Source organism: Aquimarina sp. 433 (assembly GCF_054054605.1).
Genome location: NZ_JBSWZK010000001.1, coordinates 961,662 through 975,351, shown reverse-complemented (window position 1 = coordinate 975,351; position 13,690 = coordinate 961,662). Strand labels below are relative to the sequence as shown.

General features: G+C 33.6%; 10 protein-coding genes. 1 reads left to right on the top strand and 9 read right to left on the bottom strand.

Going from position 1 to position 13,690, the window contains the following annotated elements:
- Positions 1-278: 278 nt before the first annotated feature.
- Positions 279-2,141 carry a SulP family inorganic anion transporter gene (locus tag ACWNT5_RS04235; RefSeq protein WP_299900704.1) on the top strand — a complete coding sequence of 621 codons (1,863 nt, stop codon included), beginning with the start codon at positions 279-281 and terminating at the stop codon, positions 2,139-2,141.
- 9 nt (positions 2,142-2,150) lie between these two features.
- Here ACWNT5_RS04235 and ACWNT5_RS04230 read toward each other — a convergent pair whose 3' ends face one another.
- From ACWNT5_RS04230 to ACWNT5_RS04190, 9 genes are all read right to left on the bottom strand, one after another.
- A complete protein-coding gene (locus ACWNT5_RS04230; protein WP_456516693.1) occupies positions 2,151-2,666 on the bottom strand; it encodes a CvpA family protein in 516 nt (171 codons plus the stop codon).
- Between the two features lie 198 nt (positions 2,667-2,864).
- Positions 2,865-3,164, bottom strand: coding sequence for a type II toxin-antitoxin system RelE/ParE family toxin (locus ACWNT5_RS04225; protein ID WP_456516692.1), 300 nt, complete (start codon positions 3,162-3,164; stop codon positions 2,865-2,867).
- Positions 3,157-3,408, bottom strand: a complete 252-nt coding sequence (locus tag ACWNT5_RS04220; protein WP_299608732.1) for a type II toxin-antitoxin system ParD family antitoxin — start codon at positions 3,406-3,408, stop codon at positions 3,157-3,159. The genes ACWNT5_RS04225 and ACWNT5_RS04220 overlap by 8 nt, the downstream gene beginning before the upstream one ends.
- 159 nt (positions 3,409-3,567) lie before the next feature.
- Positions 3,568-4,635: a polysaccharide lyase family 7 protein gene (locus ACWNT5_RS04215; protein ID WP_456516691.1), complete on the bottom strand. Its 1,068-nt coding sequence runs from the start codon at positions 4,633-4,635 to the stop codon at positions 3,568-3,570.
- A 237-nt stretch (positions 4,636-4,872) separates the two neighbouring features.
- Positions 4,873-5,427, bottom strand: a complete 555-nt coding sequence (locus ACWNT5_RS04210; protein ID WP_456516690.1) for an REP-associated tyrosine transposase — start codon at positions 5,425-5,427, stop codon at positions 4,873-4,875.
- A gap of 303 nt (positions 5,428-5,730) precedes the next feature.
- Complete coding sequence (locus ACWNT5_RS04205; RefSeq protein WP_456516689.1) at positions 5,731-7,179, bottom strand: hypothetical protein; 1,449 nt, start codon at positions 7,177-7,179, stop codon at positions 5,731-5,733.
- Between the two features lie 99 nt (positions 7,180-7,278).
- Entirely contained in the window at positions 7,279-9,420 is a 2,142-nt protein-coding gene (locus ACWNT5_RS04200) for a hypothetical protein (RefSeq protein ID WP_456516688.1), read from the bottom strand.
- A gap of 782 nt (positions 9,421-10,202) precedes the next feature.
- Positions 10,203-12,752 (bottom strand): carboxypeptidase-like regulatory domain-containing protein, encoded by a 2,550-nt coding sequence (locus ACWNT5_RS04195; RefSeq protein ID WP_456516687.1) that lies wholly within the window; start codon positions 12,750-12,752, stop codon positions 10,203-10,205.
- Between the two features lie 30 nt (positions 12,753-12,782).
- Positions 12,783-13,682 carry a FecR family protein gene (locus ACWNT5_RS04190; protein WP_456516686.1) on the bottom strand — a complete coding sequence of 300 codons (900 nt, stop codon included), beginning with the start codon at positions 13,680-13,682 and terminating at the stop codon, positions 12,783-12,785.
- Between the last annotated feature and the right edge of the window lie 8 nt (positions 13,683-13,690).

Below are 13,690 nucleotides of genomic sequence, written 5' to 3'. Positions count from 1 at the left end.
CTTTTGATGAAAAGGGAAACAAAAGTCTAAATCAGCTTATAAGTCTTAAAACTTAGAGCCTTGTCATAGGTTACTTTTGTTTCCTTTCTCTTTCATAAATATCTAAAAAACAAATCTAAAGGAGCCTGTCGAAGTTTTTAATCTGATGTTTTTCAAATGATCTTCGACAGGCTCAGACTGACAAATACGAGTTTGTAATACTTTTTAGACCTCTTTTTTGTTTTATTTTAATAGTTTTACATTAGACATTTAAACTTCTAGGAAATAATATACGTGTAATGAAAGGATTTTTTAGCAATTTTAAAGGAGATGCTTTTGGGGGATTAACTTCTGGTATCGTAGCATTGCCACTGGCTTTAGCATTTGGAGTATCATCTGGATTAGGACCTACAGCAGGATTATACGGAGCTATTTTTATTAGTTTCTTCGCTGCCTTATTCGGAGGAACCAATACGCAAATCTCTGGTCCTACAGCACCAATGACTGCTGTAAGTATGGTGGTGATTGCAGGAATTATTGCAGCTAATGACGGTAGTGTAGAAAAAGCATTACCAGCCATCCTTACGATCTTTTTATTATGCGGGTTGATACAAATCTTGTTAGGAGCTATCGGAATTGGAAAATACATTAAATATATTCCATATCCTGTAGTTTCAGGATTTATGACTGCGATTGGAGTGATTATCTTGTTAACCCAAATATTACCATCTGTCGGATATTATCCAAAAGAAGATGTTGAGTTTGTTTCAAAATTCAAAATAGAGGCAGAAGAGGTAATCCTAAAGAACATTTTACAAGAAGAAGCAGGTAAAGGTATTTTGGTGCTAGAAGATTTTAAACAAACCATTACCAAAGCCGAAACAATTTCGGAAGCGGATATCTTAAAAGAATCTCAAACATTAGCAGGAAAAGAAACCTCTGGTGCTTTAGGGGCTATTAAAGCACTACCGAGAGCTTTACAAAATATTAATTGGTTAGAGTTACTATTAGCGCTGGGAACCATTTTTATCATTTATGGTTTTAAACGAATTACAAAAGCGATACCTAGTACATTAGTCGCATTAGTAGTCATGTCTGGTATTGCCTATGGTTTTGGGTTGGATTATAGACCAATCAAAGAGATTCCAAGCGGTTTACCCATTCCAAGATGGGAAATATTTACAGGATTTAGTCTAGCTAGTGTTACACCCTATATTTTTACAGCATTTACATTGGCATTATTAGGAGCGATTGACTCTTTACTAACGAGTGTGATTGCGGATAATATGACCAAAACCAGACACAAACCTAATAAAGAATTGGTAGGACAAGGTATTGGTAACGCCATAGCATCATTATTTGGAGGTATTCCTGGAGCGGGAGCGACGATACGAACTGTGGTAAATATCAACGCAGGTGGTAAAACCAAATTATCCGGAATGATTGCAGGGTTGGTACTATTTGTAGTAATGTTGGGATTAGCACCTGTAGCGTCTAAAATACCTGCTGCCGTACTTGCAGGAATCTTAATTACCGTAGGAATTGGTGTCATGGATTATAAAGGACTAAAAGCAGTGCCTAGTATGCCAAAAGACATTAAATTAGGACCTATTAAAGTAAGTTCTGAAGTATTGATCATGTTTGTGGTATTGATCTTATCTACTTTTTGGAATTTGGTGTATGCTGTAGGTATTGGATTGGTGATAGCCTGTTTGATGTTTATGAAAAAAATTGGGGATCTTACAGCAGAACGATCGGATGTAAAACCGCTTAAAGAAGAAGCTTGGAGTGATGAGAAAAACTTTCCTGAGAAGTTGAAAGAAGAGGTGTTTATCAAACACCTTAAAGGACCATTATTCTTTGGATCTACGAGTGACTTCCAAAATTTAGCTGCGCAGATTCCAGATACGTCTAAAGTAGTGATCGTACGATTGGCCAAAATGCAGTATATGGATCAATCGGGATTATATACGATGGAAGAGATCATCCTAGGACTCCAGCAAAAAGGAATTAAAGTATTGTTTGTAGGCTTGGCAAAGCAACCAAGATATATGATGGAGCATATCGATATTGTGCCTGATTTGGTTCCTGAAAATTATATATTCGAAGACTTTGATTCTTGTTTAGAATACATTCAGAATAATGTGAAGGATACGGTTTAAAAAGTTATCCTAAACCTGTGTACTTTCTTCAGAAGTAGCCTTGTTGTCTTTTAAGATATTCGGTAAAATGGCTGGAGCCAAACTTTTTACAGGAGCATACAAAATCGATGCATCCAAGGTTTCCTGTTTTATGATTTTTAAAGATCTGTTGGCAGCGTCGATAAAGATGATAACTACGCTGGCGATAAAAGCAAATTTTAATACGCCAAAAGCAGCGCCCAATAATTTATTAAGAATCCCTAAGGAAGCAAAATCTGCAATTTTTGTCAATAGTTTTCCTGCCAAAGAGATGAGAATAACAACACCGATAAATGTGATCGCAAAGGCGGTTAATTTAAGCGCTCCATCGCTCCAATCCACATATTGTGCTAGATAATCACCTACATAATAAGAAAAGTGTACAGAAATATAAATACCTGCCACTAGCGCTACCAGGGAAGCTAAGGAAACAAACAGCCCTTTGCTAAACCCTTTGATAAGTCCCCAAAGAAGTAAAATGCCAAGAATAATATCAATATAATTCATCGATGTGGTTTCTTTAGACGAATATACTGTTTTCTATTAAAATTCGTATCAACCATTTTTTTGGTATGAATTAGCCTACAATTTTGTCATTCCGCGCTTGATGCGGAATCCATTTATCTAGTGTAAGGCTGATTTCATTAGTCAAAGACGAGCGCTGGTGGGAGAACAGATGAACTATAGAAATTGTTGTGAGTAGTTTTATTCAAGTATTCGTTTTTTTAAATCCATTCTTTCATGCAAAATCCTTGTGATTTCTACATAATTTTCGTCCGTAGTTCGATAGAAAATAATATGTCGATTTGCTTTTGCTCCATAGAGATTTTTAGTAATTCCCTTGTAGTTTTTTCCTAAATCTGGATTATAAGCTATTTCTTGGCAATTGGAAATCAACATTTCATAATATTTGTCGGCTTGTTGTTCTGACCAAACCTCTAAAGTATAATCCCAAATTTTTGATAAATCCTCAACCGCTTTATTGGTCAGTTTGAATTTAGCCATTCGATTGTTTTCTTGCTTTTAGAGATTTAAGATGGTCTTTGGGGTTAAAATCATGAGCAATTCCACTGTCAATTCCTTCTTGAATTGCATTTTTTAGGGCTACAGCTTTACTTTCCTCTTCTTCTAAAAGTCTTAGTCCTGCACGAATTACTTCACTTACATTTTTAAACCGTCCTTCCTTAATTCTACTCTGAATAAACTGATCAAAATAATTTCCAAGTGATATTGATGTATTTTTACTCATTTTAGCATTATTTATTTCAAAAATACCAAAAATTGGTAAAAAGGGCAAATTTGGTGATTATTCACAACGGTAAATATAACGGACATAGTTGTCCAAAAGGGTAATTATGTTTGTGGGGTAGCGTTTATTTTGTCTACCTTAAAACAGTATGATCATCTTCTATTTTGGAGGACTGCCTGAACCGATAGTAGCTTCTAAAAACCATACTTCCGTATAACTTCCATTTTCATATTGCTTAGCGATATTACCACCATAAGTTGCTGCACCCGTGTGCCAAAGCATATTTTTTTCAGGATCTTTCCCATTGGTTTGATTATAAACACCTTGTTTAAAATAAACCAATTCTCCTTTATAGGCTATGTCCCGTTCTATTCCATCTCGGCCAATAGGCACGAATATTTTCTTAACCTGTTCTGGCAAGTCTGAGCGTTTTGTATATTCAGAGGAGATAAGATTTTTAGTAAATGTTTTCGTTGTATGGCCATCACTTTTAAAGGTAAGATACATGATGCCTTTATATACGTTTACCTCATAACTAATTTGTTCTCCTAATGCTATACCATCCTCTGGTTCGGCAGGGAACTCATCTTTTGCTGTTCCAACGACAGACATATCATATCCCCAAACAGCACTAGAATAATCCCATCTTCCAGAATTGTCATCACCTGCGGTGTTGATTTCGTAATTCCAAAAAACAGAGCCTTTCTTATGACCAGGAAATTTCTTGTAAAATATTTTTAAGGGTTCATTTTCATGTCCTTCACCACTATGAATCTGGCCAATCACGGTTGAATAGGAAGCGGCAACTCTAGCATCGCCAGAAGTAGAAACATGCATAACTTTACACGTACCTGTTAGTTTACCGCCTTGTTCAGGTGTCCATTCTCTTTTTTCTTGTAACTCTGTTCTTGTATTACTGGAGTTTTTAGAAGTGACTCCAGAGTTTGGAGTTTTATAAACCACCCAAGGTCCTGTGCTATCCATAGCAGTATAGAAAAAATCTTTTTCCTCAAATTTATCGAGGTCTTTTACATGCTTTCCATTTCCAAGGAGTATTTTAAATTTATCCATAAACGGAATTACATCGCTTGGGTATGTAATCTTTTGAGCTGGAGCGGAGACTTCTTCTTTAGTAGCGCTAATACTCGTATTAAAACAACTATTTAGGAAGACACATCCAGTAAGCATCAAAAAAGCTGTTGATAAGTTGATGTTTTTTTTATTCATTATGTAAACTTTTTTAAAGTGTATTTTTTAAAACATAACCTACGCTAGCGCCCGAATCCTTTCGGGTGCCACACATGCTGCATACGTTATAAAAATCCTATCGCCAGCGTCCGAATCCCACCATTTTGTCATTTCGCATTGGATGCGGAATCTATTTACATCATGTAGGTTTCTGTAACTCATCACAAACGAACGCTAGCGCCCGAATCCTTTCGGGTGCCATGTATGCTGCATACGTTATAAAAATCCAGTGTTGTCGATTTCCAACACAGTATGATCATCTTGAAAGTTTCTAGCACTACTATATTTCCAATCGATTGGATTAGTAACAAAACCACTTTCTACTGGATTATTATGAATATAATCTATCTTTTGCTTTATAACAGCTGGACTCCATAACTCTATAGGTTGATTATGATGCTGCCAAAATTGATATTTGGTAACGTTTGACTGTTTTTTGGCAGCGCGCTCAAACATCCATAACAGCCATTCTTTTCTACTTTCTTGAGGATTATTCAATATGGATTCAACAACTTTATTAGATGTGTATCGTTTAAAATCTCTTAATAACTCCATCGGTTGTTCTTGTGAAGAACGGAAAATAAAATGCAAATGGCTTGGCATAAAGCAATAAGCATACATTTCCATACCTTTTTCTTTTCTGCAATAGCTTACACTTTCTGCTAGCACATCAAAATATATTTGTCTGGTAAAGACATCTATCCAATATACTGTGGCAAAGCTTACAAAATATAATCCTGAAGCATTATGAAATTTGTATTTCCTACTCATAATGTCTAAAAGTAGTTAAAATACGCATACATAATTTTTTCAATCTATTTCGGTATACTTTTCTTACTCTTATGCGGCACCCGAAAGGATTCGGGCGCTAGCTGGCGTTAAAATGCGCATACATAATTTTTTAAACCTATTTCGGTATACTGTTCTTACTCTTATGTGGCACCCGAAAGGATTCGAGCGCTAGCGGGGTGCTAACTTTTAATTTCTGCAATCATTGCGCCTTCATAAATATACAATAACCAATCGATTGATCACTTTCCTGCTATGGCACATATATGTTGTTGTGCATTGGATTCATATTTTATAGAACATACTTTCGATAATTTCTATTTCTTTTTCTTCAATATGCTTACTTTCAGCCAAGCGATAGGCAGCTTGATTTTTAATATGACCTTTATAATTGCAATATTTTAATATAAGAATAGAAACTAACATTTGAATTCTATCAGATTCGAGGTTTAATTCTATCAGTTTGGTTTTTAATAAACCTTCTTTAAATGGAGTTTTTCCATGAAGAAATTTATTTCTGTTATTTAAAAGGTCTTTAAGTCGTTTAGGTAGTTCAATTTGATAAAGTTCAAATGCTAATAAAAATTTGTCTTTGTTAAACGGAGTATTTATATATGTTATTTTTTTGACTATTGAATCAAATTCAATACTTCTAAACTCTTCTTTTTTCGATTGTACTAATTCAATAAGTTCTTCTTTTAGTTTATTAAGTGTTTTTGAGTTTTTAATAGGCTTGAAAAATTTCTTGTTTTCGGTGTTTATAAGACCTACTATGGTTTCCAAAGCTACATGGAAAATAGAACATTTAATTAAAGGGGAGTTAATTCCATTTCCTTCAATTAACAGGTCAATGGTTCTTTCCAATTCGGGTTTTAGTTTTAAAAGTTTTATTAGCTCAGCCAAGGTATTTTCAGGGAATAGGATTGAAGTCAATATTGGCCTATCGGATGTTTTACTTTGCATAAAAACGCGAAACTCGCTTGGATTGATAATTTCTTGATTTGAAACAATTGAGTTGCCTAATGATTCATAGTAAATCGATTCTATGGTTTCAAAGTTTGAAGTTTTGTAAGAGAATATAAAATATTCATTTTGGTACCAATTTCCCGTCAAGAAACCAAATGATTTCAAAAGTAATTCGTTTACTTTTTTAAATGCTGAGAAATCAGTTTGATTTAAGCATTCGATGATTAAATAGTTAAAATCCCCATTATGATGCCTGTATATATGATATTGTGTTTCATCTACTACAATTGAAATAAGCCCTAAACCGTAATGTGTTTGTCCACAGCTGTATTCTTTACCAAAAAAGTTTGTTGTGAAACTTTCCTGGCCAATATTAATCAATAAACGAAAAATAGAATTTGATTCGACGGGAAACTTTTCGGAATAAACCGAGCCTAATTTCCCCGTTAATTTCTCGGACGATACATATTTTTTACCAGTTAATTGAGTTGTACTTTTTGATGGAATTATATAAGCATGTTCTTTTGAGATTATTTTAAAAATTTCATTGAAACCTAGTCTTTTGAAAGTAACTCCTATAGGTTCTATTTTTGATGTCAATTCAATATCAAAATAGATAAAATTGTTGTTGGGGAATTTAGATAAAGTAATTTTACTTTTATTAATAGGAAATATTTCTTTATGAACAACAGAAAAAGTCTCATTTAGGAGAAAGCAATCAATTTCTCTTATTTCGTTGTCTATGTTCTTTTGAGGTTTCTCTTTCAAGTTTAGGATTTCTTTATATTGTGCACAACGGTAAATATAACAAGCGAAGTCTGCCGAAGGCGACTATGATTTGTTATATAGTGTTACCAACTGGTATTTTCATTCCCAGCCAGTAAAGAAATTTTTACCTTTTTCTGATAGTCTATATTTGTATGGTTTACCATCCGTTTTTTCTCTATTTACTAAATTATGCTTTTCATCTAATTTTTTACCTCTCCATCCAATCAGTTGTCCTGAGTAATCAACTTCCTGCGCTATCTCACGAGCATATAAATCAGAATCAGAATTTTGTAATTCTTTTAATATTTTCACTTCAGGGACTGGAAGCATTTTAGTTTCATCAATTTTTTGTATTAAATTTTTAACATCGTCAGCAAGAGTTTCGATAATTACTTCCGATTGACAATTGTTGCATTTATTATTGTTAAATTCCAAGAATTTTAAATCTTCTATATCGAATTGTTTTTGACAATCTAAATTTGAACAAATAATTCTTTTTGCATCAGAAAGGAATCCAGTTATTATTTTGTTATAATTAAAAGGCCTTTCAATAAAGTATTTGCGATACTTGCTGTGACCTTTTGGCTTTCCCCAAAAAATATTTTCTTTTTTACATAAACCATAATTTAATGAATAAATAGAAACAGGTATTCCATCTTTATCACTCAGATCATTGTACTTACTAATAAAAAAATTCAATTCAAGAGTTTTCAAAAATTCTTCAAACCTAGGATCAAAATGAAAGTGGCTACTATAGGGTTCAGATGATACATAAATTGATCCTTTAAGATCATTGGTGGTAATTCTACGTTTGGTTTCTTTTGATTTTTGAATAAATAAATTCAATAGATTTTTAAGTTGTAATGCCGACACTTTTTCATCAAGGGAGATTAAAGAATGTGTAGTAGTTTCAAAAAAAGAATAAATTTTTTCTTCGTAATATCTTTGGGAAGCTGATTCTATATCACTTTTATTTATCTTGTTATTATAAATAATTCTACTTTGATAGCAGTATGACAAGATATATCCTAATATCCTAGGAACATTCATAGAGGCATTAAATAGAATTTCATAGTAGTCATCCATCGAATTTTTTGTAGTATCGAAGAAAGCATCAATGGAATTCCCAACGTATTTGTCAAATCTTCTTTTAAGTATTTTTTTGGTAAAACCAATAGCATTAGATTCCATTTTATCTCTGTCGAATTCCGAGTATAAATTATAAAAATCTAATTTTATCGTATCTATTTTACCAGGATCAATCTTACCATAATATATTCTATTAGGATAAGCGGCAACTTTAAATTTTATAAATTCTTCAGACCAGTTGTTTAATGGAGCCAAAATAACATCTACAAATGTTATTATTGAGTCATCGTCTATCTCTGAAAAGTCATCTAATAAGATGTATAAATGCCTTATCTTTAGAATCGCTAAAGCTTCTTTGATGCCGGTAATTATTTCTTTTATTTGAAAAACTTTCAGGAATACTGTTGAAAAATTATCCTCATTTTCGGAAAATTGCTTTTGTCCTTTTTTCCAATCAATTCCAGAATCTGTTTTTAGACCAGTGTTGATTCCCTTAGGGTTAACACTTGCATTTGCACTAAAACCTTTAATACCGACATTTCTTTCCTTAGTTAGTTCGTCAGAGTTGGTCTTTGACGTCTGGATGGTTTGAAGTATAGGTATTTCTATTTTTTCTAAATATTGATTATCCTCTATATTGTTTTTTAACTCGGCAAGTTTTTCTTTGACAGCTTCTACTTGTGTTATACCTAGAGCCTCCAATAATTTGTCAACATTAGAGTCGAATTTTTTAGTAACTTCTTTTATTATAGTTGATAAAACTGTTTGAATAAAGGATCTTTCAATTAGATATTTTTCTACAATTTCAGGAGGAAGAAGTTTTTCAACTTCGTCTAATCTTGAAAGTTTGGTTTGTGAAGATTCATAAATTGTTTTAACATCAAGATAGCAAGGTAAATAGCCTTTTTTATCTCTTAACTCTTGTTCCAATCTTAAAAAAATGGTCGATTTTCCAGTTCCTTTCCTGCCAATTAAGAAAGTTGTATTTTCCTTCAATGATTTTTTAAGAATATAATCATTGGGTAATAGATCGGTATATAACTCCTTTAATAAATTTCTTCCCCTCTCGTCTATCAGGTCAGCCCTTCTGTACTTTTTCAACGATTCTACTGCTTCAAAAAAACCATCTATTTCTTTTTGTTGGTATGACATTGGGTTATTTAGATTTATAGAGTTAGTATTTATTAACTAATCTACAAATTTTGAATATAAGATTATGTAATTAAATACTAATTATGATTTTTGCTTGTTGGTAACGTAGGTGTATATTCACCAGTACAGCTATATCAGTTATATTTTGCACTTATACGCAATTACAAATACTTATAAGTATTTGTAAACACATACCAAGTAATACACTTACGTTTATTGAACGTCCTAATATAACTAAAAATTCCCCACTTATACAATATTGTTTTTTTACCGGCACCCCATACGAGTATGCCCCATACCTCTTGGCGGACTCATTATAAGGATTAAATGAATACTTAAAGCTTGTGATTTTAGGGTTGTGAGCCCTTACCAAAGTCCTTCTAGGCCATTATGTAACCCTTTTTTGCCATAAAAAAGGCCTTGTATCTCATCCCATTTGGGGTGTCAGGCCATAGAACACTCCTTGTAAGGAGTATTGTAATCCTTCGAAATAGTTCAGTAACGCTTCGAACCAGTTTGGTAAGGGGTAGTAAGGATGAATGCATTAGTACTAGGCTGTCTTTTAATACCTCGAAGAGCTTTTATAAAGTTAAGAGGGTTTGTGTTCTTTGTCACACTGAGCTTGTCGAAGTGAAATTGAAAACTAAGTTTTTATAGGTCTTCGACAAGCTCAGACTGACAACAAGGATACTTAATTTAATAATATTACCCTTAGTTTGACAATGAAAAAAAGAAAAACAGTTTTAAAGAATAATCGTTTGTTAATGCATAAACACACGCTTCTAAAAACTCATTCTAAACGTAATATTCGGCGTAATGCCTAATGACTGTTGGCGTATGATATCTAACTCTGCATCGCCATCTGCATTTTCATCTAATTGGTAATTGATAGCAATAGGTACTTGTCTGTTATAAAGATTTAATACAGAAACTCCAATCTGTCCTTTCCAATCTTTGTTTTTTATAACATCAAAATGATAAGTCAATGAAGCATCCAATCGGTGATAATTGGGTAAATTTAGTGCATTGGGTGTACCAAATTCGATATCCTCATCTACGAGATCAGCATCGGTAAAAGGAGCACCAGACCTCCATAGCCAATCCAAAGAAAACTCCCAATCATCTATTTCTAAGGTATTCGAAATCCTAAAATTATGAGTAATATCATTATTGCCAGGAAAAGAAGCTTCCTGAAATTCTGGAAATGTATATTCGATGTTATTAAACGTATACCCAATCCAGGTTCTAAAATTTTTAAACCTTCTTTTTAATAAAACATCTACGCCTACCACATCACTTTCTCCAGTAGATAAATCATTATTAATATTATTAAATCCATTGGTAAGAGAGGTAAGACCATCAATATTTTTGTAATAACCGTCGATTTCGAAGTTCCAATTGTTTTTAGAGAATAAGAACCCTCCAGAGAATTGTAAACTTTCTAAAACAGGTATTTCATCATTATCCGAATGAATCCATAGGTTATTTTCTAATCGTAGCTGCGTATCTTCAAACTCTACTAATTGGCTGATAGGTTGATATCGTAGTTCTCCAGTAGCTTTGATGCGTAAGGAATTCGTAATCGGATATTCTATATTAATACGCGGTTCTACATAGAATTGATCCACCACGGAATAATGAGAAGCACGAAATCCAAGGTTCACAGAACCTTTATGATTAGTAGTATATTTATAATTGCTATAAAGCGTGTTCGCACTATTTTTTATAAGATCAGTTTCATTAATCGGAGTTTCAAAAGTTCCTTCTCTCGTAACGGTATAAGACACTTTGTTATTAGAAAACTGATATCCTAATGCCAGCGAGTGTCTGTTGTTAAATTTGTACTGCAGATCCACATCAAAACCGATATCTTCTACTGTATTTTTTCGGATGGATTGCTCCTCGATAACCGTTTCTTGGGTTTCTGTAAAGTTATAATCAGAATCATACTTAGAATAGTACCCTTTGATATTCGCCTCAATGTTTTTAAAACTGCTATGGATCCAAGAAAAACTGACGCCTTCATTTTGGATCGTAAGATTGTCTCTTAGTTGATCTTCTTCATTATTAATCTCAAAAGCGAGATCGTTTTTGGTATAAATTCCACTTACGCTAAGGTTATTATGCTCAGTTATGTCTGCAATGAGTTTTACACTAGTATCGTAGAAAAAGAAATTGTTGTCCGAAACTTCTTCCTCGATTTCATCTTCTTCTTCGGCATCAATGGGATTTAAAGCTTCAGTGATTTTTGTATTCTGAAACACTTTCTCGAAATAAGCGGAATAGGTAGGTGTTTCGAGATAATCGGTATACGCCCTTCTTCCAGAAACAATGACTCCTATTTTTTTTCCGATAGGAGCTTTTAGAAATAGATCCGCCTGCGTACCATTAATACCAAGACCACCTTCTAGTTTTTCAGGAGTTTTGTGATCACTTGTAATATCAATTACACCAGAAACTCTGTCTCCATATTTAGGATCAGCACCTCCTTTGAATATTTTTGCATCTGATACTACATAAGGATTAAAAGCAGAAATTAACCCAAACAAATGTCCGGTATTATACATTTTTATATGATCCCAAAGGATTAGATTTTGATCAGGAGAACCTCCTCTAATCTGAATTCCAGTAGCGGTTTCATCCGGACTGTTAATGCCAGGAATGGATTGTATACTCTGAAAAACATCGGGTTCGATTTGTCCTGGTAGGATTCCCAGTTCCTCATTGGTGATGATAAGAGATCCATCGATATTTTTTCCCAGTCCTTTGGTAATATACTCTATGATAAGCACTTCATCTAATGTGGTACTTTCTTTGATCAACTGAATGTGTTGGCAATCTGATTTTGTAAAAGCAGTGACAGGAATGGCTTTTTCACTATATCCCACATACTGAATGGAGATGGTAGCGGTTTTATTAATTTTTTCGAATATGAAAAAACCATTTTCATCGGAGATCACTCCTTCATTAGATTCGTTTATGACTATGGTGGCGTAGGATAAAGGACTGTTAGTTTCACCATCAAATAAATATCCACAAATGGTTGTTTTGGTATCTGGGGTACTGACCGTAATTTGTCTTTCAGAAATCTTGTTATACGAAAGTTTCGTTAGGGATTGTAGCGTAATTAGTATTTCATCAATAGGAGTATCTTGGATCTTAATAGAAACGGATTTGCCTTGTATAATATCGTTGCTGTAAGAGAAAATAAGTCCGTAAGATTCAGAAATATCGGTAAGTACTTCTTGCAATGGAGCATTTTTATACTCCTTTACAATTTGCGCTTGCGCTGAGTAGGTTACTAGTAAAAGGAATACAATTGTTTTCTTCACGCTTGTTGTATTAAATAACAGTGGGAGTTTTTATTTATTAGACAGTTTTACCTCTTTTCCGTTTACGATATATTCAATGTTCATAGGAACCAGTACAGATTCTAAAGCAAGGTTTACATTGTTATGTACAAAGCCTCCAGAGAACAATTTATTTTCGTCTATAGAGGTTCTCACAAAAGTTACATTGTATTGTCGTTCTAATTCGTCTAACACTTCTTTTAGTGGAATACTCTTAAATAAACTTTCTCCTTGTTTCCACAGTGGTTGGGTCTCCGAAATTTTTACTTTATTTAGGCTGTTATCCTTTAAAAGAACAGACTCTCCTTGTGTAATGATTTCTTGTACATCAGCACTGGTTTGCACCTTTACTTTTCCCTCATAACAAGCCACTTCAAAAATGTGATCTCTAGACTTTACATTAAAAATAGTTCCTAGTACTTCGACTTCTCCAGCGGTAGTTACTACTGTAAAGGTTTCTCCTTTTTTTACAGTAAACAATCCTTCACCTTTTAAATCTATTTCTCGGTTTTGAGACCAAAAGAAACGATTGTACGATAGCGATGATCCCGCATTTAGATCTGCTTTGCTACCATCTGGTAACGTGATGGCAAGTCGTTCTCCATATGCGGCTTCATGGGTTACTTTATTAAAAAATAATCCTATCACTAGCAGTATGGATGCTGCAGCAGAAATGGTGTAAAGAATAGGTTTTAATGGAATAACCTTCTTCTTTTTTTGGTGTTGTAATTTTTCTAAGGTTATCGAAAGAGAGGTTTCTTCATCAAAAGGAGGCGCATGAAAATACTCCAGCCCTTTTACAATTTTCTCATAATCTTCAAGCTCTTCAGACGTAGAAAATTGTGCTAGCTCATCATTGGTTAAATCATTGTTTAACCATTTTGCCAAATATGGATCTTTATCCTCTTCCATGTAATGTA

Bases quoted from the DNA above. Each gene is read 5' to 3' on its own strand.
- ACWNT5_RS04235 (WP_299900704.1), top strand. From the start codon at position 279: ATGAAAGGATTTTTTAGCAATTTTAAAGGAGATGCTTTTGGGGGATTA.
- ACWNT5_RS04230 (WP_456516693.1), bottom strand. From the start codon at position 2,666: ATGAATTATATTGATATTATTCTTGGCATTTTACTTCTTTGGGGACTT.
- ACWNT5_RS04225 (WP_456516692.1), bottom strand. From the start codon at position 3,164: ATGGCTAAATTCAAACTGACCAATAAAGCGGTTGAGGATTTATCAAAA.
- ACWNT5_RS04220 (WP_299608732.1), bottom strand. From the start codon at position 3,408: ATGAGTAAAAATACATCAATATCACTTGGAAATTATTTTGATCAGTTT.
- ACWNT5_RS04215 (WP_456516691.1), bottom strand. From the start codon at position 4,635: ATGAATAAAAAAAACATCAACTTATCAACAGCTTTTTTGATGCTTACT.
- ACWNT5_RS04210 (WP_456516690.1), bottom strand. From the start codon at position 5,427: ATGAGTAGGAAATACAAATTTCATAATGCTTCAGGATTATATTTTGTA.
- ACWNT5_RS04200 (WP_456516688.1), bottom strand. From the start codon at position 9,420: ATGTCATACCAACAAAAAGAAATAGATGGTTTTTTTGAAGCAGTAGAA.
- ACWNT5_RS04190 (WP_456516686.1), bottom strand. From the start codon at position 13,682: ATGGAAGAGGATAAAGATCCATATTTGGCAAAATGGTTAAACAATGAT.